This window comes from Bacillus sp. EB106-07-01-XG149 (assembly GCF_058791555.1).
In genome coordinates this window covers 1,036,480-1,058,628 of the sequence record NZ_JBYTDP010000002.1, presented here as the reverse complement: position 1 = coordinate 1,058,628, position 22,149 = coordinate 1,036,480, and the positions used below count along the sequence as shown (strand labels likewise).

At 34.9% G+C, this 22,149-nt stretch carries 28 protein-coding genes and 1 pseudogene; 12 read left to right on the top strand and 17 right to left on the bottom strand.

Features of this window, described 5'->3' with window-relative positions:
* The first annotated feature begins 17 nt into the window (after positions 1–17).
* Genes AC3WTA_RS11690 through AC3WTA_RS11680 form a run of 3 tightly spaced genes read left to right on the top strand, consistent with a single transcriptional unit; the run spans position 18 to position 1,790 of the window.
* Positions 18–782: a MerR family transcriptional regulator gene (locus AC3WTA_RS11690; protein ID WP_098076019.1), complete on the top strand. Its 765-nt coding sequence runs from the start codon at positions 18–20 to the stop codon at positions 780–782.
* The gene (locus tag AC3WTA_RS11685) at positions 779–1,474 is read left to right on the top strand and encodes a DMT family transporter (RefSeq protein ID WP_000126254.1); all 696 of its coding nucleotides are present in this window, start codon (positions 779–781) and stop codon (positions 1,472–1,474) included. Before AC3WTA_RS11690 ends, AC3WTA_RS11685 begins: the two co-directional genes overlap by 4 nt.
* Before the next feature lies 1 nt (position 1,475).
* Complete coding sequence (locus AC3WTA_RS11680) at positions 1,476–1,790, top strand: DMT family transporter (protein WP_000312450.1); 315 nt, start codon at positions 1,476–1,478, stop codon at positions 1,788–1,790.
* 26 nt (positions 1,791–1,816) lie between these two features.
* On the opposite strand, the gene AC3WTA_RS11675 is transcribed toward AC3WTA_RS11680, so the two are convergent.
* The 6 genes and pseudogenes from AC3WTA_RS11675 to ytzI all read right to left on the bottom strand — a co-directional run bounded on the left by AC3WTA_RS11675 (position 1,817) and on the right by ytzI (position 3,198).
* Positions 1,817–2,047 (bottom strand): YczI family protein, encoded by a 231-nt coding sequence (locus AC3WTA_RS11675; RefSeq protein ID WP_000475806.1) that lies wholly within the window; start codon positions 2,045–2,047, stop codon positions 1,817–1,819.
* A gap of 11 nt (positions 2,048–2,058) precedes the next feature.
* The gene (locus AC3WTA_RS11670) at positions 2,059–2,298 is read right to left on the bottom strand and encodes a hypothetical protein (RefSeq protein WP_000548100.1); all 240 of its coding nucleotides are present in this window, start codon (positions 2,296–2,298) and stop codon (positions 2,059–2,061) included.
* A gap of 24 nt (positions 2,299–2,322) precedes the next feature.
* Positions 2,323–2,556: pseudogene (locus tag AC3WTA_RS11665) on the bottom strand (DUF3953 domain-containing protein).
* Positions 2,557–2,584: 28 nt separating this feature from the next.
* Positions 2,585–2,815, bottom strand: coding sequence for a YczI family protein (locus tag AC3WTA_RS11660; RefSeq protein ID WP_088064643.1), 231 nt, complete (start codon positions 2,813–2,815; stop codon positions 2,585–2,587).
* Positions 2,816–2,858: 43 nt separating this feature from the next.
* Positions 2,859–3,056, bottom strand: a complete 198-nt coding sequence (locus AC3WTA_RS11655) for a DUF3953 domain-containing protein (RefSeq protein ID WP_492332891.1) — start codon at positions 3,054–3,056, stop codon at positions 2,859–2,861.
* Entirely contained in the window at positions 3,049–3,198 is a 150-nt protein-coding gene (ytzI, locus tag AC3WTA_RS11650; protein WP_000472802.1) for a YtzI protein, read from the bottom strand. Before ytzI ends, AC3WTA_RS11655 begins: the two co-directional genes overlap by 8 nt.
* An 83-nt stretch (positions 3,199–3,281) precedes the next feature.
* Between ytzI and AC3WTA_RS11645 the strand changes: the two genes are divergently transcribed.
* Together AC3WTA_RS11645 and mutTA are read left to right on the top strand one after the other, a co-directional pair.
* The gene (locus AC3WTA_RS11645) at positions 3,282–3,599 is read left to right on the top strand and encodes a hydrolase (protein ID WP_492332886.1); all 318 of its coding nucleotides are present in this window, start codon (positions 3,282–3,284) and stop codon (positions 3,597–3,599) included.
* 84 nt (positions 3,600–3,683) lie between these two features.
* Positions 3,684–4,163: an antimutator 8-oxo-(dGTP/GTP)ase gene (mutTA, locus tag AC3WTA_RS11640; RefSeq protein ID WP_000276386.1), complete on the top strand. Its 480-nt coding sequence runs from the start codon at positions 3,684–3,686 to the stop codon at positions 4,161–4,163.
* Between the two features lie 226 nt (positions 4,164–4,389).
* Here mutTA and AC3WTA_RS11635 read toward each other — a convergent pair whose 3' ends face one another.
* The 5 genes from AC3WTA_RS11635 to AC3WTA_RS11615 form a co-directional block, all read right to left on the bottom strand.
* Entirely contained in the window at positions 4,390–4,830 is a 441-nt protein-coding gene (locus tag AC3WTA_RS11635) for a hypothetical protein (RefSeq protein WP_000234732.1), read from the bottom strand.
* Between the two features lie 13 nt (positions 4,831–4,843).
* A complete protein-coding gene (locus AC3WTA_RS11630; RefSeq protein ID WP_000719388.1) occupies positions 4,844–5,236 on the bottom strand; it encodes a hypothetical protein in 393 nt (130 codons plus the stop codon).
* Positions 5,237–5,263: 27 nt separating this feature from the next.
* The gene (locus AC3WTA_RS11625; RefSeq protein ID WP_000604190.1) at positions 5,264–5,608 is read right to left on the bottom strand and encodes a hypothetical protein; all 345 of its coding nucleotides are present in this window, start codon (positions 5,606–5,608) and stop codon (positions 5,264–5,266) included.
* A gap of 14 nt (positions 5,609–5,622) precedes the next feature.
* Positions 5,623–6,546 carry an ATP-binding protein gene (locus AC3WTA_RS11620; RefSeq protein WP_000238739.1) on the bottom strand — a complete coding sequence of 308 codons (924 nt, stop codon included), beginning with the start codon at positions 6,544–6,546 and terminating at the stop codon, positions 5,623–5,625.
* Between the two features lie 226 nt (positions 6,547–6,772).
* The gene (locus AC3WTA_RS11615) at positions 6,773–7,444 is read right to left on the bottom strand and encodes an HAD family hydrolase (RefSeq protein ID WP_000617315.1); all 672 of its coding nucleotides are present in this window, start codon (positions 7,442–7,444) and stop codon (positions 6,773–6,775) included.
* Between the two features lie 93 nt (positions 7,445–7,537).
* Between AC3WTA_RS11615 and AC3WTA_RS11610 the strand changes: the two genes are divergently transcribed.
* Both AC3WTA_RS11610 and AC3WTA_RS11605 read left to right on the top strand, forming a co-directional pair.
* Positions 7,538–8,650, top strand: coding sequence for a hypothetical protein (locus AC3WTA_RS11610; RefSeq protein WP_000661687.1), 1,113 nt, complete (start codon positions 7,538–7,540; stop codon positions 8,648–8,650).
* 214 nt (positions 8,651–8,864) lie between these two features.
* Positions 8,865–9,092, top strand: a complete 228-nt coding sequence (locus AC3WTA_RS11605; RefSeq protein ID WP_000849118.1) for a hypothetical protein — start codon at positions 8,865–8,867, stop codon at positions 9,090–9,092.
* Between the two features lie 33 nt (positions 9,093–9,125).
* On the opposite strand, the gene AC3WTA_RS11600 is transcribed toward AC3WTA_RS11605, so the two are convergent.
* The 3 genes from AC3WTA_RS11600 to AC3WTA_RS11590 are packed head-to-tail and all read right to left on the bottom strand — an operon-like array spanning position 9,126 to position 11,708.
* Entirely contained in the window at positions 9,126–9,932 is an 807-nt protein-coding gene (locus AC3WTA_RS11600; protein ID WP_000368787.1) for an ABC transporter permease, read from the bottom strand.
* Positions 9,925–10,689, bottom strand: a complete 765-nt coding sequence (locus AC3WTA_RS11595) for an ABC transporter ATP-binding protein (RefSeq protein WP_000009039.1) — start codon at positions 10,687–10,689, stop codon at positions 9,925–9,927. Before AC3WTA_RS11595 ends, AC3WTA_RS11600 begins: the two co-directional genes overlap by 8 nt.
* Positions 10,690–10,700: 11 nt before the next feature.
* The gene (locus AC3WTA_RS11590) at positions 10,701–11,708 is read right to left on the bottom strand and encodes an ABC transporter substrate-binding protein (RefSeq protein ID WP_000733208.1); all 1,008 of its coding nucleotides are present in this window, start codon (positions 11,706–11,708) and stop codon (positions 10,701–10,703) included.
* 120 nt (positions 11,709–11,828) lie between these two features.
* Here AC3WTA_RS11590 and AC3WTA_RS11585 point away from each other — a divergent pair, with 120 nt between their 5' ends.
* The 3 genes from AC3WTA_RS11585 to AC3WTA_RS11575 all read left to right on the top strand — a co-directional run bounded on the left by AC3WTA_RS11585 (position 11,829) and on the right by AC3WTA_RS11575 (position 14,784).
* Positions 11,829–12,125, top strand: coding sequence for a DUF3986 family protein (locus AC3WTA_RS11585; RefSeq protein WP_000384368.1), 297 nt, complete (start codon positions 11,829–11,831; stop codon positions 12,123–12,125).
* A gap of 11 nt (positions 12,126–12,136) precedes the next feature.
* Positions 12,137–12,367, top strand: coding sequence for a hypothetical protein (locus tag AC3WTA_RS11580; RefSeq protein ID WP_000227436.1), 231 nt, complete (start codon positions 12,137–12,139; stop codon positions 12,365–12,367).
* Between the two features lie 272 nt (positions 12,368–12,639).
* Complete coding sequence (locus AC3WTA_RS11575) at positions 12,640–14,784, top strand: LTA synthase family protein (protein WP_002096251.1); 2,145 nt, start codon at positions 12,640–12,642, stop codon at positions 14,782–14,784.
* A gap of 207 nt (positions 14,785–14,991) precedes the next feature.
* On the opposite strand, the gene AC3WTA_RS11570 is transcribed toward AC3WTA_RS11575, so the two are convergent.
* Both AC3WTA_RS11570 and AC3WTA_RS11565 read right to left on the bottom strand, forming a co-directional pair.
* Positions 14,992–15,801, bottom strand: a complete 810-nt coding sequence (locus tag AC3WTA_RS11570) for an alpha/beta fold hydrolase (protein WP_000498269.1) — start codon at positions 15,799–15,801, stop codon at positions 14,992–14,994.
* 16 nt (positions 15,802–15,817) lie between these two features.
* Positions 15,818–17,848, bottom strand: a complete 2,031-nt coding sequence (locus tag AC3WTA_RS11565) for a catalase (RefSeq protein WP_001013527.1) — start codon at positions 17,846–17,848, stop codon at positions 15,818–15,820.
* 184 nt (positions 17,849–18,032) lie between these two features.
* Here AC3WTA_RS11565 and AC3WTA_RS11560 point away from each other — a divergent pair, with 184 nt between their 5' ends.
* Both AC3WTA_RS11560 and AC3WTA_RS11555 read left to right on the top strand, forming a co-directional pair.
* Positions 18,033–19,289, top strand: a complete 1,257-nt coding sequence (locus AC3WTA_RS11560; RefSeq protein ID WP_000678737.1) for an ATP-binding protein — start codon at positions 18,033–18,035, stop codon at positions 19,287–19,289.
* Positions 19,286–20,506, top strand: coding sequence for an ATP-binding protein (locus AC3WTA_RS11555; protein WP_001030580.1), 1,221 nt, complete (start codon positions 19,286–19,288; stop codon positions 20,504–20,506). The genes AC3WTA_RS11560 and AC3WTA_RS11555 overlap by 4 nt, the downstream gene beginning before the upstream one ends.
* A gap of 263 nt (positions 20,507–20,769) precedes the next feature.
* Here AC3WTA_RS11555 and AC3WTA_RS11550 read toward each other — a convergent pair whose 3' ends face one another.
* Positions 20,770–21,939: a collagen-like domain-containing protein gene (locus AC3WTA_RS11550; protein ID WP_492332885.1), complete on the bottom strand. Its 1,170-nt coding sequence runs from the start codon at positions 21,937–21,939 to the stop codon at positions 20,770–20,772.
* Positions 21,940–22,149 lie beyond the last annotated feature (210 nt).

Genomic DNA, 22,149 nt, shown 5'->3' with positions numbered 1-22,149 from the left:
AGTAAAGGGAGGAAATGATGGATAAGTATAGCATTGGCGAAATTTCAAAAGAAACGAATGTAACGACGAGAACACTTAGATATTATGAGGAAATTGGATTGTTAAGACCGTCTTATGTTGCTGATTCAGGATATCGTTACTATTCAAAAGATGATGTAATTACATTGCAGCAAATCACAACTTTTAAAAAGCTTGGTTTTAAGCTTTCAGAAATAAAAGAAGTATTAAAAGAAGAAAAGGGGATTTCAGAAGAAGGAAGATGGAAAAATGCGATTCAAAATGAAATTCAAACAATACAAGGGGAAGTAAAAAGATTACAGGATTTAGAAAAGCTACTATATACAGCATTTCATTCCATTGAATTAACAGGAGAGCTTAGAACAGAAGATTTAATGTTATTTATAAAATCAGTACAGGGAATTGATCAGAGGGAGAAATTTTGGAAAAGATATTTTAATGAGGAAGAGCAGCAGATTATTCAGGGCTTACCAACATTTGAAGAAAACGATAAAAGAACGAAAGAGTGGCTGCAAGTATTAAGAGAAATTCGCGAGCGTATAAATGAACCAGTAGATTCACCAGAAGTTCAACAATTGGCGGAAAAAGTAGTGACTTTTTCCATGCATATATTTCAAGAAGATGAACAATTAATAAATAAGTATTGGGAATTAATTAGACCTGAAGAGGGGGAGATTGCAAAAGTATATGGACTTGATTCGGAAACAATGAAATATATAGATGAAATGGTAGATTATTATTTGAAAAAGGAGGAAGATAAATGACAGCTATGCAAAAAGAGAAGCTATATGGAAAGGGGCACGCACGATTAGAGCGGCAATACTTTTATAAACATGTGGGCATTTTCATTCTTGCGCAGCTTTTATTTATTTTTCTAATAGGGCTTGTACCAGCTCAAGAGTTACCAAGTGGATCTTATATTCTTCATATGAAAGAATGGATTTTGAATAAACAAATAGGCTTTTATAAAAATGAAACTGTTAATACCATTATCAGTGTTTGGACATCGGTGCTCATTATTCATTTTATATGGGCGATGTCGTATATCTTTTTTCCGAAAAAGAAACGTAGTTCGCTAAAGCAAGAAACACGACAAGAGGTAAAAGAAGGAGTGGAAAAGAAAAAGGAGATTAGTACAAATAGGGCGTGGCTGTATTTAGTATTTGGAGGCTTAATCGAAATATATTGGGCAACAGGATTAAAAACAAATTCGATGAGCATTTTGACACTTATTGCAATTTTAGTTAGTTTTCATCTATTAATTGAAGCAACTAAAAGAATCCCAATTGGAACGGCATATGCAGTATTTACTGGAATTGGGACAGTGGGAACGATAGTAGTAGATATTTTATATTTTAAAGAGCCATTTTCGTTTATTAAAATTTTCCTTGTTTGTTTTTTAGCACTATTTATTATCGGATTGAAATTTAGTGGCGACAAGGAAGAGGTGAAATAAAATGGCGTGGATGTATTTAATTATAGCTGGGCTTTTTGAAATTGTCGGTGTAATTGGGATAAAGAAAGTAGCAAAAGATAATAATTGGACGAATAATATTATTTTAATAGGTGGATTTATTATTAGTTTTCAATTTTTAACGATGGCGCTCCAAGAAATTCAGTTATCAATTGCATATGCAGTTTGGACTGGAATTGGGACGCTCGGGGCAGCAGTTGTCGGTATTTTATTTTTTCAAGAGCCGAAAAATGCTTTTCGGATTATTTGTATCGTTGGAATTATGGGGACGATTATTGGGTTGAAAATGGTGAGTTAAAGAAGAGCAAAACATGCTCTTCTTTTTTATGAAAGTATACTAGACACCCCAACATATAAAATAAAGGCAGAACCGAGAAAATAAACAAATGCTTTTGCTTTTTGTCGCTCTTTTATTTCATCGATTCCAAAAAGGATAAACATAATACTCAAAAGGATAAAAACGTATGGTAAAAGCATAGAGAGGTTTGCGAAGAAGCTAAATAGGGCGAGAATAAGTGCGATAGTAGCTATTATAATTCGAATGTTTTTAAACATATAATCCTCCTTTAAAAGAACATTATAAATGGAATAATAAAAACAATCGTAAAAAGACTTAAACCGATGCTAATAGCTCCAATTTGTTTTTGTTGTTTTTGAATCGTCTCAATTCCTACTAAAATGCCATATAAACTAAAGAGGAACAAAATGATAGGTGAAAAGGTTTGAAAGTTCATTGTAAATGTGCTGTATAAACATAAGATCAAAGTAATAAAAACGATGGTTAGCTGTAATTTTCTTATATGCATTTTAACCTCCTAGTGGAAAGATAGTTATTGAGAGACAAAAATTATAATAGCAACGATTAAAGTGAATACGCCAGCAAGGAAGGAGAGTGTACTATGTACTTTCTTTTGTTTCTATTTTTCTTCTGCGCTCATGATGAAGGTCATAACAGATAAGGCGATGAGCATATAAGGCATTGTAACAAGTGCGTTTGTAAATATTACGGATAGAGCGAGAACGATGACGATAAGAGCCGATACAATTCGTAATGTTTTTAGCATACAAATCTCCACCTTTTAAATAGATGATTTACCGGAATATCTCTGAGAAGCCAAGCAGTAAAGCACCAGCTCCAGCCATGAAAGCAAGTATGCTGCTAGATTGTTTCTGTTTTTTTATTTCCTCTAAACCTATAGTGAAAGCCATAGCCCCTAAGAAAATGAACATGTAAGGCATAATGTCTCTGTTACCACTAATAAATCCATAGATTGCTATAGATAAGGCGATAAGTGCAAAAGTAATTCGAACGCCTTTTAACATAAAAGCCCTCCTTCTAGTTTATGTAGGTAATGATGAGAACAATCTAAATGAAAGCACCTGCAACAATACAAATAAATCTAGTTCCTGAATCCTTTTTCCTTATTTGTTCAATGGTAATAAGAAGCAGTAAAACTCCTAATAGAGATTGTGAAAGTGGTAGAAAGTTATGTTGACCTGACAGTAAACGAATGCTGAATATGATGTGGGTTAAAATAAGTAGTATATGAAGTGTATTATGAATTCTTCTTGCTGTTTTTTGTATAAGGGTTATCTTCTGGTTTATCAACAGAATGTTTATAAGCGTAGCCTTTATTAATCGTCATGACGGAGAGTACTAGTATGACTAGGACGATTATAATACCGATAATTAATATTTTGAACATGTAATCCCTCCTTTTCTTTATTTTACATAATTTTGTAATTGATGAAAACAATAGAAATTAAAAGGATGAAAGAAGGGTGTTACATGGAGCAGAAAAAAACATATTATATATCAATAGGAAATGGTCAAATTTCACAAGTGAAGACGGCGGATACGTATAATTTTGAGATTTCCGCAAGTGATGAGGAAATTACGGAATTAAGAGAGTACTTCGATCAAGCATATGTAGAGGATTTAGGTTCATTTGTACGTTCTCACGTTCCATTTGTTGAGTATCATTACGATTCGAATAATGACCGATATGATGAACAACTACAAAAAGCATATAAAATGATTTACGATTTAGGTAATCATGAGACGAAAGAATTAGTCGCGCAAATGGGAATAATCAATGGATTGTAATTGGATAATATTATGCAGAAAAGCGAGAATATGCTACAATTTGTGGTAGGAAAAACTTGTAACCATCAATAGGGGAGTAATGGCATGTACAAATTTAAAGATTATTACCACAACACTGTACAATTATCGTTTGAACGTTATCCATTTTCTCCTGAGCCAAAGCATGTTTGGGTTGTATGCCGGTACGGGGATCAATGGTTATTAACGCATCATTTACGTCGCGGTCTTGAATTTCCAGGTGGTAAAGTAGAACTAGGGGAAACACCGGAAGAAGCGGCAGTTCGAGAGGTTCATGAAGAAACTGGCGGCATAGTTTCTGATTTAACTTACTTAGGACAATATAAAGTATCTGGAAAAGACAAAATAATCATTAAAAACATTTATTTTGCAACAATTAGTGCGGTAGAAGAACATACGCATTACGAAGAAACGAAAGGATCTGTTTTATTAACAGACATTCCTGACAATATTAAAACGGATAGAAAATTTAGCTTTATAATGCGTGACGATGTATTGGCGCGCACGATGAAACATATAGAAGAAATCGGCTGTTTTACGAAGTAAAGTGGCCGGTTTCTTTTTTATTGAGGTTGATTTTGATTAATTTTCTAAGATATTTGAGGGACATTATATTTTTATTAAAAAAGAACTTATGTGGCTGTTTTTTTTTGAAGTAGATTTCGTTGTATCATTTATCGAGGAAGGTTATAGAATGAAATTATTTAATGAATAAGGTAAACAAGAGAGGGACCCTGAATTAGGCCCCTCTCTTGAAGTGGATGTTTATATATTAGTCTAAAGAAATATGGTGAGTAATAACTCCTTTGGGATAAGTTCTTTTTTCTAAACAGCGATAAGCAATTTGATTTTGATTAAACTCTAAACGTTCTATTACCCCTTTTTGAACAAGATCATTTAATTTGTCTTGTACTTGATTTGCACTATCCTTACTATCGATGAAGTTTACAATGTCTGTATAAGTTCCCATTTCGTATTGATAAAAGTATGATTTTACTTTTTTATCAATAGATTTATCCATAAAGTAACCGAGGGTGAAAAGTATAGCTAGTATAATTAAGGACCAAGGGAAAAAGGCAACAATTAAAAATCCTACCCCTATTATAAGGGCCATTCCTATAGCAACTAATAATAGTTGTCCTATAAAGCGCAGTAATACAAGTATAATACCTAAACAAAAGAGAGCGCCTAATATATACAATATAATGACCATATGTAATCCCACCTTATTCAGCTGAATTAGAGATTTCATAGGATACTTCTTTAGCATCCTGTAATTCTTTTAAGGCGCTTTCTGTTAAATTTGATGTTGGAAGTAAATTATTGGTCTCTTTCTTTACCCATTTTTTGGCCGAATCTTGAAAGTAACCTTCCATTGATACTTTAAATTCTTTAGAAGACGTGTAAGTTATTTTGAAAATGCCACCTGCAAATGTTAATTCTTCTTTTACTTCTATTTTTTTTATAATTTCTTCTGTACTTTTTGAGTATAGTTCAGCGATTTCATTTAAGTTATATTGCATTTTTGGCGATGGAAGAAACTGTTTAAATACTTTTATGAACTCTTCCGTATCTTCTAAAAATGATATGAATTTTTTAAAATCTCCTATTTTTTTCATGATTTTTATTTTCCTTCCTCAATTATGTTAATTTAATTGTAATTCTAATTCATGAGTTATATCAGTTTCTTGAGAAGTTTTATTAGCTTTTGCTAAAATTTCGGGTGGCACATCGTATTCTGATACTTCACGAGTTACAACAGTTTCATGCCATTGCCCTTGTTGGTCACGAGTGTAGTGTTTTGAAATTTCTTGCATAGCTTCATACATTTTTTTGATGAAAACTTTTGTACCGTAAATGACCGTTTGCATCATTTCTTGTACTTTAGAAATAGCTCGTTTTAACCAATCAACTACACTATTCCAATATCTAGCTAATAAACTACCACCTATTAAAATTCCGGCGCCGACTATGAGTGAAGTTAAAATCATATTAAATCCTCCTGTTATTTTTGTAATTGTGTTTTTACATATTTTTCATCAACAATCCGATCGGTAGTTTTAATATTTTGTTGATGATTATGCCTTTTACTTTTTAATATGTTTGATATAGAGTCTTTAAAGTATTTATCAGAGACATGAGATTCATTTTTTCTAGCTGCAGCAAATGCTGCATTTAAAATAGCGTTAGATATATCGCTTCCAGTGACTCCTGGGTATTCAGTTGCCATTTCAGTTAAATCGAGACTTTGCGGAAGTTCGCGAGGGATTAATTTTCGCCATAGATTTTCTCTTTGTTCTGCATCAGGTAATGAAAAGTGTATATGAGCTAAAATTCTTCTCATAAATGCAGGGTCAAAATTAGAGATAAAGTTTGTTGCAAATAAAATAATATCTTGATGATCGTTTAGTAACATGAGTAAAACAGAACGAGTTTGGTTTACACTTACATCAGTAGAGTTAGACATATTGGTAACACGTCTACTTAGCATTGCATCAGCTTCGTCGAAAAATAAAATGCTATTTGTTTCCTTAGCAACTTGAAAAATATGTACTAAGTTTTTTGCAGTTTCTCCAACGTACTTTGATTCAATATCAGCATAGTTTACTACCATTAAGTCACGTTGAAGCTTATGTGCAATTGCGTGAGCAGCCATAGTTTTTCCTGTGCCAGGATCACCATATAAATTAATCCCAATTTTTTTTGAAAATTTATGGGTATTATTAAGTCCCCATTCTTCAAAAACAACTTCGCTATTCTTTTGATAAGATAATACATTTAAAAGTTCCTCTTTTGTTTTTTCATTAAGTATAATGTCATCGAAAGAATATTTAGGCTTTTCAGTAGTAAATGATGCACTTGGTTTTTGAATAATTTCTTTAGATGAGGAAGGATTTGTTTTTTCTATTCTATTTCCGATTTTAACCATAAAATCACTCCTGTTGTATATAAGGATATCTTTATAATGTTTTACTTAAACATTTTAATATAAAAAGTTAAATAAATCCAATTCGAAAAATTATAGTTGATTTATAAATAACGAAAGAAGGCTGTTTTAAAAGGTTATTTTTGAACAGTCTTCTTCCGCTATTAGCCTGCTATTAATATTGCAAAATTGATATGTTAAAATAATTGCCGATGTAATTTATTTACTATCATATTGTTTTCATCTTTACCTCTACAAACGAAAGCACCTCTAACAAAGCGTTCACCGTGCGTGGATGTTCAAAGTCACCCCAAAACAAATCTCTCTTCCACACACCAAGAATTCCTACTCGTTCAGAACCAAGCACATCGTTTTCTGGATGATCTCCAACGTAAAGACACTCTGCGGCCTTAACGTCTAGCTTTTGCAAAGCTCGTTCGAAAATTTCAGGATGTGGTTTTTTAATTCCTTCCGCTTCTGAAACGAGAATTGTATTTGTATACGTATGTATGTTTAGTGAGCGAAGATTATTCATTTGAAAGTCAGTAAAGCCATTTGTAATAATCCCAATTTTAATATTTTGTTCTGTTAAACGCTGAAGTAATTCATGCATATTTTGGAAAGGAATACAATGATGTTGAAAGTTTGTAATGTAGTCGTGCAGCAGTTGCTCTGGTGTTAAAGTGGTAATGTTGTATTCGCAAAGGAGAGTAGCATATACTTTATCCTTCCACGTATAGCCATTATTATCTAGCTCAAGAAATCGAGAATAATACTCTGATTTTTCTATGTTCATTAAGTGAGAGGCAAAGCGATTATATTGATCATGAATAAATTGTTCTAGAGATTGGCGCCGATCTAATAGTGTTCCATCTAAGTCGAATAAGACTGCTCGAATCATGGGAAACCTCCTTACAGTTTGTATAATTAATTATCGCATATTCGTTAAAAAATGATTATGATATTTTTGTAGAATGGAACGACGGAGGTTTATATGAAGGAACTGTATGGCAAGTTAGTAGGGGGTATCGTCGCAATTGGTTTAATAGCAGGATGCGATAGTTCTATGAAGAGTGTGAAGGAAAAAGAAGTTTGTAAAACAGAAGAAGAATGCGTGGAAATAGGAGATAATAAACTTCAAAAAGTATATGAAAAAATAGATGGATTATCTGAGCTTGAAGCAGTAGAAGATTATGATATAGAAGAGCATGAAAATGCGGATATGAAATGGGCAGAGCAGAAAAAAGAGGATGACGAAAATTATTTCTTTTTAGCTTCTTATTATATTGATGGTGATGAAATTGTAGATCCTTATTTTGAAAAAATAGAACGAAAACGTTTAAATAAAGTATTCGCTGAAGATAAAGAAGCGAAAGAAGAGGTGCTACAACAGCGTCAAGATAGAGGGTATCATGAGGACTTATGGGATATGTACCGTACTCTCATTCCAGCTAAATATCGCGGGAATATAACAGAATTTGATTTAATAACGGACGGTTATGATGGCGTTGTTGCCCACGTTATGCCTAGTATGGAGAATCCGAAAGATTGGATTTTTAGCTTAGATACGCTTGATTCTGCGGTAAATATCGATGAAGTGATGAAAACATTAATTCATGAGACGGCTCACGTGTTGACGCTCGGGCATAAGCAAATACCAGTAGATGAAAAGTATGTAAAGGATTTTGAAGAAGATAAAGATATTTCAACGTACCGAAATAACTGTGAAACACTTTTCTTACAAGAGGGATGTGCGAAGGGAAAATCTTATATTTATCAATTTTATAACTCTTTCTGGAAGGACATTGAGCAGGAGTGGACAGAAAAGAAAGTGGAAGAAAGTGAAGAAACTCAAATTGAATTTTTTAAAGAAAAGCATGAGGAGTTTGTATCACAGTATGGAACGACAAATGTAGCGGAAGATATTGCAGATACGTTTACAGCATTTATTTTGCAAGATTCAAAAAAGGTGAAAGAAGGATCGGAGTTAAAGTATAAAAAAATTGCGTTCTTCTATCAGTTCCCTGAGCTTGTAAAAATGAGAGCGGAAGTGTTGTCGGGATTAGATGATATCTCAAAAACGATAGAACAACAAAGCGGACAATAATGAAAGGTATATATTTTAGCCAAGAAAACGTAAAGAATTTTAGTTCTTTGCGTTTTTTATGTTGATAAATTTGAAAATTCTGTCTTTTTTTAAAAAAGAAGAAGGAACTGAAGCTTTAAAAGAGAATTAGTATAAAAATGTCACAAATTAGACACAATTATAATGCGCATATTGTAGGGACTATAAGTTTACTCTCAAGGAGGTAATGGAACGTATGAAAACGATTCTTGCGGTTGCTGGTCTCATTTGGGTAATGTCTCACGGTTTTCCGATTTTTGAAGGAGAGCAAATTCGTAGTGCATTAAATAAAAAGTATGATGATTATCATGTAATAGATCGAAAAGAAAATGTCGTTACAGTACGTGTGAAAGATTGTTTCCATACAGTTACGGTTGCGGATGGAAACGTTACAAATGAAACAAAGATGTGTGATAAAAGGTAAAGAAAGAAGCTGACTATAGTCTATCGTCCTAAGTCAGCTTCTTTTTCGTTTTCCAATTAAAAGTTTTTCAAATGCCTCAACAAACACATACATAAGTGTTGCGAGGACGCAGGTGAGTAGTACGCTCAGTAAGACGAGCGTGAAATTAAACACTTGGAATCCGTAGCTAATTAAGTAGCCAAGACCTTGTTTAGAGACGAGAAGTTCGCCGAATATAACACCGACCCATGATAAACCAACGTTCACTTTTAACGTTGAAATAATTGCTGGGAAGGATGCAGGGAGAACGACTTGCTTATAACATTGCCATTTATTCGCGCCAAATGTGTCCATCACTTTTATATAGTTAGAATCGACTTCTTGAAATGCGCTGTAAATAACGAGAATGGTAATGATGATGGAAATGATTACCCCCATTGCAATCGACGAAGAAATATTTGGACCGAAGATTACAATAATAATGGGTCCAAGTGCCACTTTTGGCATGGCGTTTAGGACGACGAGATAGGGGTCGAGCACGCGAGCGAGAAGTGGCATCCACCAAAGAAAAGTAGCGATAATAGCGCCGAGCACTGTTCCAAGAATGAAGCCTACTCCTGTTTCAAGTAATGTCGTCCATATGTGAACCCACAGCGAACCGTCAATCCATTTACTAAGGAAGAGATCCCAAATGCTTGAAGGAGAGCTAAAGAGTAAAGGATCAATCCACTCTTTTTTGCTAGCTATTTCCCATAGTGCAAAGAAAAGAATGAGTAGTAAAAGCTGCAGTGAGCGTGCTAACCATGCGCGCCTACGTTCTTTCTTCCGAAACTGTTCATGCAGTTGCTTTATGTTATCCAAGGCGCTCCAGCTCCTTCCATATATCTTGGAAGAGGTTTGGGAAGTCATGGTGGTGGCGTGATTCTAACGGTGATAAGGAACGGATGCTTTCTGGGACGATAAATGTTTTTGCGATTTTTCCAGGGTTCGCTTGTAGTAAATAAATACGATCACTCATCGCAATGGCTTCTTCAATATCATGTGTCACGAGTAGTGATGTTTTTTTATAGTTACGTAATAATGTGAAGACGAGATCTTCTAGTTTCAACTTCGTTTGATAATCGAGAGCGGAAAAAGGTTCATCTAGCAATAAAATTTTCGGATCGGTCGCTAACGTCCGAACGAGAGCGGCACGTTGACGCATACCGCCGGACAGTTCACGAGGGTATTGCTCTTCTACATCATGTAGACCGACTTGTTTTAAAAGCTTTAAAGTGTGTTCTTTCGTCTGTTCATCGTAAATCTTTCGCGTATGAAGCCCAAGCATGATGTTTTCTTCGATTGTTTTCCAAGGAAACAAGTAATCTTGCTGCAACATATATCCCATAGATGCAGTTTTCGTTGTAATGGGCTCACCATCTAAAAAGACGATACCTTCAATAGGATCAAGTAACCCGGCAATAATGGAGAGGAGTGTTGTTTTGCCGCAACCACTTGGACCGAGTATAGAAATAAATTCGCCTTCTTCCACTTGTAAACTCATGTCTTCGAGAATCAATTTAGCATTCTCTTTTGCGAAAAAGCAGTGAGAAACGTTACGTATTTGTAAAAAACTCATACACTTCGCCTCTATTTCTTAATAACGCTTTCGGCAATTTTTGTATTGACGAGCGCTTCATGTGGAACTTCTTTTTGTAATTCGCCAGCTTCTTTCATAATCGTTTGGAGCTGTTTCCATTCTTCAGCATCTAATAGCGGATTTGTCGCATAAGAATGTTGTTTTTTATAACGTTCAATTACTTTTACTGTAATGTCCTTTGAAGTGTCTTTAAATAACGGAGAAACGGCATGAGCAATCTCTTCTGGACTATGTGTATCAACCCATTGTTGTGATTTATAGAGCGCGCGTGTGAACTTTTCAGCAGCATCTTTATCTTTCTTTAAGAAGCTTTCTTTTGCCATGAACGTTGTATACGGAACAGTTCCAGATTCATTTCCGAACGAAGCGACGATAAATCCTTTTCCTTCTTTTTCAAATATACTTGCAGTCGGTTCAAAGAGCTGTACAAATTCCCCAGTACCAGATGCAAAGGCACTTGCAATGTTAGCAAATTCGATGTTTTGAATTAAGTTTGTATCTTTGTGAGGATCAATGCCATTTTTCTTTAAAACGTATTCTCCAACCATTTGCGGCATGCCGCCTTTACGCTGTCCTAAAAACGTAACACCTTTTACATCATTCCAATTAAAAGTGTCTAATTTTTTACGCGAAACTAAAAATGTTCCGTCTGTTTGTGTAAGTTGTGCGAAGTTAATGACAGGGTCTTTTGCACCTTGTTGATGAACGTAAATAGACGTTTCAGAACCGACGAGAGCAATATCAATTCCGCCAGATAATAGGGCGGTCATCGTTTTATCTCCGCCAGCTGTTGTTTGGAGGTCAATATTTAATCCTTCATCTTTAAAAAATCCTTTTTCAATCCCGACATATAACGGGGCGTAGAAGAGAGAATGGGTAACTTCGCCGATGCGAATGTTTTGCGTTTGTTCTTTCGTACCTTCCTTTTTACTACTGCAAGCAGCAAATGTGAAAACAGCTAGTAACATGATGCAAAAAACAGCTATTAATTTTTTCACTATATGACACCTCCTAGAAGTCACTCTACAAGCATGATATGTAGGTAAGTGCCCATATGTGAGTGTGGATAGCAGGAATTTTTTTGGTGATAAAGAAGTACAAATATAAGGGGTGATAAAATGGATTACGAATATGATGATAGCGTACATTTACATCTTGATTATTTCGGAACAGAATGTGATATGGAATCGATTGCTTATAAGCGGAGGAATGAAGACGTGTGGGATGTGTATTTTAATTTTGGGGCATATGGTCTTCAGAAAGATGAGATCGAGACAGGTAGATTTATGGACGAATATGCTGGTCATTACGTTTTTTCTGTACATGCTCGTGATCTTAGTTGGGAATTTGGAAGTGCTCAATTTGAAGAGTGGGTTTTGAGAAATCAAATAGTAGAAAAATCGCTGCAAAAATAGGGAGGAATTTTGTGGTCGATTTTCTCATTTTCTTGTTCATTTTCGTAGTCGGATTTTTTATTATGCAAGTACTCGTTTATCGATTTGCAAAGAAAAACATTCAAAAATATACAAAAAGAAAATGGATTCATATGTGGCTAGAGATGAATATGAAGAAGGGCCCAAGATTAGATCTTTTTGATTTTGTAGTTATCGTACTTGTGTGTATTATATGGAAAGTATGGATGTATTCTCTTATATAATACATATGCTCATGTCTGTTAGACTGAAGGAGAACCTGTCAGTGTTGGTAGGTTCTTTTTTTATGGTAATAATTTTGTGAAGCATAGTTCATTTATGCTGTTAGAATATAGAGCGAAGAAGTTTTATCCCGTTCAATCTTGAATGATTCGGACTTATTAAAGTTTCACTGTATTTTTAAGGGGAAATTAAGGATACATGTGTATATTACAAGCACATAGGGAGACTAGCTGCATACAAATATGGTATTTTGTATAGGACAATATGTTTGTGGATGCGAGACGAAGGGGTAAAGGAAAGAGGGAATAAATTGCGTTTTGATTTTTTAACACGACAACGAAGAAGAGATGAATTTTATCTTAGTTTTTCTCCTCAGGAGTCGAGGAAGAACCTATTAATTTCTATCATTCTTAGTGGAATGTGGGCGATTTGTTTAGAAACACTGTTTTTTGTTTTGTTAAGATCTTTCGAATTCGAGAGAACTAAAGGATTTTTCAATGGAACAATACAGCTAAGTATACTCATTATTATTTTGTGGGGTGTACTACTATACACCATTCATTTAAATAAAGGTATTAGTCATAAGCTTAGGCCGGCTATTCGAGTTCATGTCGTATTATTTTTAATCGCTCATACAATGAATTGGATGTATATCATGATACAGGAAAATATGAGCCTTGTATTAGTTAATAACTGGGTTTATGAGCGATACGGACAGTATATATTAAGCTTATTATTTATTTATATGATATATGTTTTTGTGTACAGTTTGCTTGGGCAAATATTTTTGAGCGTCACGATAACAAGTTTGGTGCTAATTGTTTTTGGGATTGTGAACCATTTTAAACTTATTTTTAGAGGAGATCCATTCTATCCGTCTGATTTCACACAGATTACTCAAATGCAGTCCGTTATACCAATGGTTATGGACTATTTTAGTTGGTGGACTATATTTTTGGGGATATTCGGGATTACTCTGCTTGTATATTTAATTATGTATATACGAAAGTATATTCCAGTTATAAAGCCTAAAATAATTACGAGAATTATTTTAATATGTGGCTCTACGTTTATGGTGTATGCATATAGTAATTATCCTAATACATTTATGAGTAATGTATTGCAAAAGTATGGGGTAACCTTCGTGGCTTGGAATCAAAATGTAAACTATACTGATAATGGTTTTGTTTTAGGATTTGTCAGTAACTTGGACACAACTGTCATTGAGAAGCCAGAAGAATATTCAAAAGAAACTATGCTACAAATTTCAAATAATATAAAGAAACAATATGGAAACGATGTAGGAAAAAAAGAGAAGAGCGAGAAGCCAAATATTATATTTTTCATGAGTGAAGCTTTTTGGGATCCAACAAAGCTAATGAATCTTTCATTTAGCGAAGATCCGGTGCCGAATTTACATCACTATATTGAGAATTATCCAGGTGGACAAACAGTAGCTCCTGTATTCGGGGGAAACACAGCGAATACAGAATTTGAAGCGTTAACGAGCTATTCAATGAGCTTTTTAAAGCAAGGTTCTATACCATATCAACAAGCGGTGACAGGGCAGAGAGAAATTCCGTCTATCGCAAGTGAATTGAAAAAACATGGATATTATACGAATGCAATTCATGCTTATGGAAGATCATTTTATAAGCGGGATGATGTATATAATGTTTTAGGAATTGATAATTTCAACGCAGAAGATACAATGAACAACATAGAGGTAGATGGGGATTATATTGGCGATGTATCTATTAGTAAAGAAATAATAGAGGAATTGAATAAGAGACAGCAACCTACGTTTATTCATGCAGTTACGATGCAAAATCATTTTCCATTCAATCCAGGACGATTTGAAGAAAAGCAAATAGAAATTAGCGGCTTAACAGATGAGGGATCGAAGGCAGAATTAGAAACATATACTGAGGGTGTACGTCGTTCTGATGAGGCTCTAAAATATTTAGTAGAACAAATTCAAGAGCTAGAAAGACCTACTATATTGGTTTTCTTTGGAGATCACTTACCAATATTAGGGGTAAATAAAGCTATCTATGAAGAAGCTGGATATATAGAGAATGAAGAAACTCTGAATGAAAGATTAGCTATGTCAGAAACACCATTGTTAATGTACGCAAATTTCGATTTGCCAAATGACAATTTAGGTTTAGTAAGTCCGATTTATTTTTCTAATCTTGTTTTTGATTATGCAGGGATAAATAAATCACCGTTTTATCAATTTTTATCGGAAATGCATAAAGAAATACCAGTCCTTAAAGATGAGTTAAAGGTTAATAAAGATGGTGAAGAGATAACAGATTTAACAAAGAAACAAAAAGAAATGTTAGAGCAATATAAAATGATCCAATATGATTTACTTGCTGGAAAGCAGTATAGTAAAGATATACTTTTTAAATAGAACAAACAAAAAGAACTTGTATAACGATACAAGTTCTTTTTTTATAGTATTTAACGGGGTAACCAGACAAGCTGGGTTTAGGGAGTATTACCTGTACATTTAGTATAAATGAAAATGTAACCGTTTTATTGATTGGTTTGTGAGAAATATGTGAATTTTAATCTTTTCAAAAACTGCGTTTCTATCGAAACGATTTGGTATAGATTTTTATGAATGCAAAAACTTTATAAGTTCTTCATTTAATTCATCCGCTTGATCGATTGGCGAGCCGTGACCGCTATTTGTAAGAGGATGTAACTGAGAATTTTTAATCCGCTTTTGTGTGAGTTCAGCGCTTTTGTAAGGGATCAGTTGATCGTGAACACCGTGGAATATTTTTGTTGGGACGTTAATTTTACTTAAATCTTTCGTTACGTCTTCATTTGCGGCTGCTTGCAATATTTTGATGAGAGCGTAGGAAGCAGACTGCATGCCGAGATAAGAAAACCATTCTAAAGTAGCAGATCCTAAGTTTCTATTGAAAAATGATAAAGATACATCATTTAAAAATTTAGGCATATTGGCATACATTTGATTAATGAGGGTATCTGCTTGTTCTTTTGGGACACCATAGGGAGATTCTTGATTTTTAACGAAAGAGGGGGAAACAGCATCGACTAATACAAGTTTAGAAATGCGATGACCATTGTAGCGAGACATGTACCGAATAGAAAGAGCACCACCTACTGAAAAACCGACTAATGTAGCATTTTCTACTTGAAGTGCTTCTAGAACAATGGCGATATCGTCTGCTAAACGATCGTATGTGTAACCAGTCCACGGTTTATCAGATTGTCCGTTTCCGCGTATATCCATAGCGATACAGCGGAAACCGTGCTGTGGTAACACATTGAGTTGATATTGGTACATTTGATGATTTAAAGGCCAGCCATGGACGAAGAACAAGGTTTTACTACCGGGTCCGGGATTAACGTCTTGCACAAAAATATGCACATCTTTCTCGACAGTAACAAACATAAATTATCCCCCTAACCTATTCATATGCTCTATCCCAAAAGCGTTGTTTCGTCATAGCTTTAATAAATTCATTTGCCAGGAGCGTAGGGTTCTGTTCTATTAAGACACCAGGCTTTCCTTTAATATTTAAAGATTGAATAACAGTAGATCCATTTTGGAAGGCACCAATTGGCTTAAGATGATTATATGATTCTACGACAAATGAACTCGCTTTATTAAGAAACTGTTCATCAAGATTTCCTCCAATAAGAAGTAGCCCGTCATAAAGAAGTGAGGATCCTGTTAAAAAAGTATCATTCACGTCCCAACGTACATTTTGCGTTCCTTGTACAATACCTAATCGTTCGGAAACAATTACAGGCTGCAGCCCAACTTGTTTGAATTGATTTAGTATATATTGCGCGTTTTGTCCGTCATATCCATTTGCAACAATGACACCTACTCGTAATGTATTAGGACTAAATGTCGTATTTGCCATACTGAGTGCTGGCGATGATTTCGTAACGACCGATTCTTGAATATTTGGAACTTTTGCTCCGACCGCTTCAGCGACTAATGTAGCTAGTTCACTACTAATATGTCCAATCATATTTACGACTTGTTGACGGACCGATTTACTTTTTACTTTTCCTAATTCAAAGGAGAAGGCTTGCATAATATGAACCTTTTCGACGTTACTCATACTATTCCAAAATAAACGTGCTTGAGAGAAATGATCTTTGAAACTGGCGGCTGTTTCTCTCGTTTTATGCCCTGATACAGTGGAAGGATATGTAACGAACCCACCCTTTGTACCGGGTACAGTGTAAGGAGTGTTATTTGCTAAGGAATTATTATGGTAAGCGATTTTTCCTTTATCAATTATATATTTAGATGCACCATCTCTTTGATTGTTGTGAAATGGACATATTGGACGGTTAATCGGTAATTCTTGATAATTTGTACCGACGCGTGCCAATTGAGTGTCTGTATAAGAAAAGAGCCTACCTTGTAAGAGCGGATCATTGGTGAAATCAATACCACGGACGATACTTCCAGGATGAAGTGCGACTTGTTCTGTTTCAGCGAATACATTCTCGACGTTGCGAGTTAATGTCATTTTTCCGATGATTTTAACGGGGAAATCTTCTTCAGGCCAAATTTTCGTCGCATCTAATATATCGAAATCGTATTTAAATTCATCCTCTTCTTCTAAAATTTGAATGCCAAGTTCGTATTCAGGGTAGTTTCCAGCATTAATATTTTCCCATAAATCACGGCGATGGTAATCTGGATCAGCACCACCTAATTTTTGCGCTTCATCCCAAATTAATGAGTGAATGCCGAGCTTCGGCTTCCAGTGAAATTTTACGAATCGTGACTTTCCATTTTTATTCACTAAGCGAAATGTATGAACGCCAAACCCTTGCATCATTCGAAAACTTCTTGGAATGGCACGATCAGACATAATCCACATCATCATCGCAGCCGATTCTTGGTTATTGGCGATGAAGTCCCAAAATGTATCATGTGCTGTTTGTCCCTGTGGAATCTCATTATGCGGCTCAGGTTTAAGGGCATGAATAAGATCAGGGAATTTAATGCCATCCTGAATGAAGAAAATAGGAATATTGTTTCCTACTAAATCAAAATTTCCTTCTTCTGTATAAAATTTAACGGCGAACCCTCGTACATCTCGATTTGTTTCATTCGCACCTTTTGATCCAGCGACTTCAGAGAAGCGAACGAAAAGAGGTGTTTTTTTGGAAGGGTCTTGTAAAAAGTGTGCCATTGTTAGCTCTTCTAAAGATTCATATAGCTCAAAAATACCATGTGCACCGTATCCACGTGCGTGAACGACTCTTTCAGGGATTCGTTCACGGTCAAAATGAGAAAGCTTTTCTCGCATCAGGAAATCTTCTAGAAGGGTAGGGCCACGATCACCAACAGTTAAAGAATTTTCATCATTTGAAATTGTAACACCTGTATTTGTTGTCATTTTCTTTCCTTCATTCTCACGCGTGAAGGATTCCAGTTGTTCTGTTTTTTTATTTTTTTTGCCGTTCATATAAAACACCTCCCATAATAAACGTATTATTGTTTATAGCTTTTATGCTTATATATAGTCTGAAGATACTTTGTTCTATTGGAATGATTTCCCTCAAATGTTCGATTTATCTTTGTTTGTCTATGAAAATCATTTATTATAATAAATGGTATTCTTCGAGATATTATTTTGAAGGGGTGTTGAAGTGAAAGGAAGTTTTCTATCATATAAAGAAGAAGAAAGGAATGCACAAATTTTTTTATGGGTGCTGTATGTCATTGTTGTTTCATACCAAATTTTCTATGCAATCGTATTAGAGAACAAATTGCTAACGGATAAGGGACATAGCATACTATGGCAAGTTATTTGCGGAACTGCAATACTCGGTGTGAATGTATATTTAATAAAAAAAGAGAAAGCTAACCTTGTTAAATATGCATGTGTATTTGCATACATAGGAATAGAAATCGTTAATATACTTTCGTATATGCTTTATAATGAGGCGGCATTTGATGGAGTAAATATAATAGAAATTATTTTCATCTTCTTTGTACCTATATTTTTAAATAAAAAATATTTTGTGTTTGTACTTTCGACTATTGTAGGGAAATATGTGATTTATTTATTTGTATTAAAGGAAGTAAAAGGATTTATGTTCCTCATTATGTATACACTCGTATTAATAGCGGCATACATCATTTTAAATCGATTTATACAATACCTTTCAGCGGTAAAGGAAAGTATTAAGATTGCTAGTGAATCACAAAAATTAGCAGTAATTGGAAAAATGGCAGCGACAGTGGGACATGAAATTAAAAATCCACTTGCTTCATTAAAAGGGTTTACGCAATTACAACGAGAGAAGCATGGGGAGGACCCTATTTACAAACAGATGATTTTTGAAATAGAAAATATGAATAATATGATAAGTGAGTTAATGGAAGTTGCTACATGTAAACCTTCTGTTTATAAGAAACATAATATAGGTGAAATTGCATTACAAGCAGTAACAATTGTTCGCGAAAAAATGAATGAATCGAGCGTCCAGTTTATTTCTAATGTGGAAGAAAAGACGATAGAAGTTGAATGTGATGAGCGGAAAATAAGAGGAGTCTTTCTATATGTCATAAAAAATGCTCTGGAGGCAATGGAGCAAGGTGGCACATTAGAGTTACGGTTAGAAAACAAAGGACAAGATTATGTAATGCTAAGTGTAATTGATAATGGTTACGGTATTAAGAAAGAAAATTTAGCTCGTGTTAAAGAGGCCTTTTATACAACGAAACAAGATAAAATTGGCTTAGGACTTACTGTAGCGAATCGGCTTGTTACTGAGCAGCATCTTGGTGAATTACATATTTCAAGTGAAAGAGATATTGGAACTAGAATAGATATCATGCTCCCGAAGCAACGTGGAAATAATGAAATCCAAGAGGGAGAAAAGCTAGGAGTTACGATATGAATAAAGACGATATATTTAAAAATGAAGAAATGAAGGCACTGAAAATATTTTTAAGTTTATTTTTCATTATATTTTTTGTATACGATCTTGCCTACGAATTTATTGTACCTTTAATAGGAGGAGAGCAAGAAGGAGTAGGACAATTTGAAGATGGTTTAGGTTTATGGCTTTATTTTCTAATGGTGATCTTATTTTGCACTGGAATATACTTTATGAAATGGAAAAACCCATTTGCAGTAAAGTATATTATTCTAATTGGATATAACCTATTAGATTTTATCCATAATTTTATGATTTACTACGGTAGTGATGCTGAGTTTGATGGTGGGAATATAGTAGAAGGATTTTTTATTTTATTTGCCCCACTCTTTGTGAATAAAAGATATTTTTGGTTAGTTCCGAGCATACTTGTTGGGAAATACGCTCTTATAGGAATCATTATTCACTCGTCACTCGTTTTAATCCCGATGGCGTTATATAGTGTATTTACTATCATATGTTGGATTATGTTTTTAAGGTTTCAATCTTACGTTCGTACGCTTGAGATGATGGATAAAGAAATACAACAAACAGAAAAGCTAGCAACTGTTGGGAAAATGGCTACAGTTATTGGTTACAAAATTAGAAGACCGCTAGCTAACTTAGATAAATTTGTTAATAAGCAAGCGATTAAATATCCAGAGGATAAAATATATAGTGATATTATGAAACAAGAAGTAGAACGAATTCATACAATCGCTACAGAACTTAGTGGATTTGAGAAATCTAAATCACTAGAATCAGAAGTTCATAATATAGAAGAAATTATCGCTTATGTTATCCGAGTTATGGGAAAGCCTGCTTTAAAGCAAGGAGTGCACATACAAGGTATTTATAGTAAAGACATACCGTCGATTACATGCGATGAAAAACGATTAAAGCAAGTATTTTTTAATTTAATTAAAAATGCGATTGAAGCAATGTCAGTTGGCGGAACGATTACGATTAAAGTGACTGTAGAAGATGCAATCATTGTCCAAGTTAAGGATGAGGGTTGCGGTATTCCAAAAGACAAAATTCCGAAGTTAAATGAAGCTTTTTACACAACGAAAGAAACGGGAACAGGTTTAGGTTTAGTAGTTACAGAAAAAATTATTAAAGACCACAACGGTAAAATGAGTTTTGAAAGTGAAGTTGGGGTTGGAACGACGGTGAAGGTTATATTGCCGATATCATGAAAAACTATTTTTAAAAAGGAGATCACTTATTTGAGAGTGATCTCCCTTTTTTATTGTGGATGAGAGTAAGGCATTCTGATAAAGGTAGGTAAGTTAATTATATTAACATAGTGTATATAATTCCAAAACCCAATATATGGATATATTTACAATGATAGTATATACTGAACTTGTCTGTTATTTATTTTAATTCATTTATATTTCTATTTGCTGACCCGAATCTCGGGTCTTTTTTTGTTAAATAAATTATTTTTTAGTAAGGGCTATATATCAGTGATTAAAAAAATAGAATATACAGCACTTGCAGTAATGCCAGGGGTAATATGAAGGGAAATAGCATCTCCTCTCGAAACTGAGTTTCCAGTTGTCATGCTAGTCCAAGTTACAGTAGCGGGACCTACTGTTGGATTAGGATTAAACACTTGAATTTGTCCTGATCCAGTATCCGTTGGTTTAATTGAAAATACTATAGTTCCTGTAATTTTGTCAGTGGTAGTTAAAGTAAGAGTAGATAGGATGTAACTAGAGGTAGGGGCAGTGAGGTTTGTTGGGACATTCCTGCAAATATTAATCGTATAAACAGCAGCAGGTAAGTTATTTACATTTATAGATGCAGCAAAGCCAACTATATTACCGGCTCCAGCAGTGACATATGGAATAACATTGGAGTCAATTCCAGGAGAACCTGCTATACGTTGAAAACCAGCATTTGTTCCTTGAAAAACAATACTTTTTGCTGATGCACTGCCGGCAATTCCAGTAGGCCCGGTACTACCAGTAGATCCAGTGTTTCCAAAAGGCCCAGTGTTCCCAGTGGGTCCGGTGATGCCGGAAGGTCCAGTGTTCCCAGTAGATCCAGTACTACCAGAAGGTCCGGTGTTCCCAGTGGGTCCAGTATTACCCGTAGGTCCGGTACTGCCGGTAGACCCAGTGTTCCCAAAAGGCCCAGTACTACCAGTAGATCCAGTATTACCCGTAGGTCCAGTGATGCCGGAAGGTCCAGTGCTACCAGTAGATCCAGTACTACCAGAAGGTCCAGTATTACCCGTAGGTCCGGTATTGCCGGTAGATCCAGTGTTCCCAGTAGGTCCACTATCTACTAATACGATATAATCTGGAGATATATTCGGAAACCCTTGAGGTGCATCTTTTTTTACAACATAGCCGCTGCTCGTATAAGTGACAACTTGTCCTTTTTTATAGGTGGGAGCGGCTGCTAGACTAAAGGCGGTAGTACTTTGGAAACCAGCTCCGGAAGGCCCGGCAGAGCCAGTAGGTCCAGTACTACCAGTGGGTCCGGTGTTCCCGGAAGGTCCAGTAATGCCGGTAGAGCCATTGTTTCCAGAAGGTCCGGTGCTACCAGTGGGCCCAGTGTTTCCGTTAGAGCCACTGTTGCGTCTGCCATCGCAACTAAAACAATTACGTGGGTACATGTATGTTCTCCTTTCTATATTTTGAAAAATTTGTTTTAAAAATAGAACTAATATATACATATTATGAATTCTATATTTTTGTGTGTTCAATCGTATTGTGTATAGATTTCAAAATAGAGAGGAGAGTTGAATCGTTATAGAGCCAACGTTTCTCTTGTGGGCCGAAAGTAACACCCAAGTCAAAATTAAGCTGCAAATAGATTTTAAAGT

Bases quoted from the DNA above. Each gene is read 5' to 3' on its own strand.
- AC3WTA_RS11690 (WP_098076019.1), top strand. From the start codon at position 18: ATGGATAAGTATAGCATTGGCGAAATTTCAAAAGAAACGAATGTAACG.
- AC3WTA_RS11685 (WP_000126254.1), top strand. From the start codon at position 779: ATGACAGCTATGCAAAAAGAGAAGCTATATGGAAAGGGGCACGCACGA.
- AC3WTA_RS11680 (WP_000312450.1), top strand. From the start codon at position 1,476: ATGGCGTGGATGTATTTAATTATAGCTGGGCTTTTTGAAATTGTCGGT.
- AC3WTA_RS11675 (WP_000475806.1), bottom strand. From the start codon at position 2,047: ATGTTTAAAAACATTCGAATTATAATAGCTACTATCGCACTTATTCTC.
- AC3WTA_RS11670 (WP_000548100.1), bottom strand. From the start codon at position 2,298: ATGCATATAAGAAAATTACAGCTAACCATCGTTTTTATTACTTTGATC.
- AC3WTA_RS11660 (WP_088064643.1), bottom strand. From the start codon at position 2,815: ATGTTAAAAGGCGTTCGAATTACTTTTGCACTTATCGCCTTATCTATA.
- ytzI (WP_000472802.1), bottom strand. From the start codon at position 3,198: ATGTTCAAAATATTAATTATCGGTATTATAATCGTCCTAGTCATACTA.
- AC3WTA_RS11645 (WP_492332886.1), top strand. From the start codon at position 3,282: ATGGAGCAGAAAAAAACATATTATATATCAATAGGAAATGGTCAAATT.
- mutTA (WP_000276386.1), top strand. From the start codon at position 3,684: ATGTACAAATTTAAAGATTATTACCACAACACTGTACAATTATCGTTT.
- AC3WTA_RS11635 (WP_000234732.1), bottom strand. From the start codon at position 4,830: ATGGTCATTATATTGTATATATTAGGCGCTCTCTTTTGTTTAGGTATT.
- AC3WTA_RS11630 (WP_000719388.1), bottom strand. From the start codon at position 5,236: ATGAAAAAAATAGGAGATTTTAAAAAATTCATATCATTTTTAGAAGAT.
- AC3WTA_RS11625 (WP_000604190.1), bottom strand. From the start codon at position 5,608: ATGATTTTAACTTCACTCATAGTCGGCGCCGGAATTTTAATAGGTGGT.
- AC3WTA_RS11620 (WP_000238739.1), bottom strand. From the start codon at position 6,546: ATGGTTAAAATCGGAAATAGAATAGAAAAAACAAATCCTTCCTCATCT.
- AC3WTA_RS11615 (WP_000617315.1), bottom strand. From the start codon at position 7,444: ATGATTCGAGCAGTCTTATTCGACTTAGATGGAACACTATTAGATCGG.
- AC3WTA_RS11610 (WP_000661687.1), top strand. From the start codon at position 7,538: ATGAAGGAACTGTATGGCAAGTTAGTAGGGGGTATCGTCGCAATTGGT.
- AC3WTA_RS11605 (WP_000849118.1), top strand. From the start codon at position 8,865: ATGAAAACGATTCTTGCGGTTGCTGGTCTCATTTGGGTAATGTCTCAC.
- AC3WTA_RS11595 (WP_000009039.1), bottom strand. From the start codon at position 10,689: ATGAGTTTTTTACAAATACGTAACGTTTCTCACTGCTTTTTCGCAAAA.
- AC3WTA_RS11585 (WP_000384368.1), top strand. From the start codon at position 11,829: ATGGATTACGAATATGATGATAGCGTACATTTACATCTTGATTATTTC.
- AC3WTA_RS11575 (WP_002096251.1), top strand. From the start codon at position 12,640: ATGCGAGACGAAGGGGTAAAGGAAAGAGGGAATAAATTGCGTTTTGAT.
- AC3WTA_RS11570 (WP_000498269.1), bottom strand. From the start codon at position 15,801: ATGTTTGTTACTGTCGAGAAAGATGTGCATATTTTTGTGCAAGACGTT.
- AC3WTA_RS11565 (WP_001013527.1), bottom strand. From the start codon at position 17,848: ATGAACGGCAAAAAAAATAAAAAAACAGAACAACTGGAATCCTTCACG.
- AC3WTA_RS11555 (WP_001030580.1), top strand. From the start codon at position 19,286: ATGAATAAAGACGATATATTTAAAAATGAAGAAATGAAGGCACTGAAA.
- AC3WTA_RS11550 (WP_492332885.1), bottom strand. From the start codon at position 21,939: ATGTACCCACGTAATTGTTTTAGTTGCGATGGCAGACGCAACAGTGGC.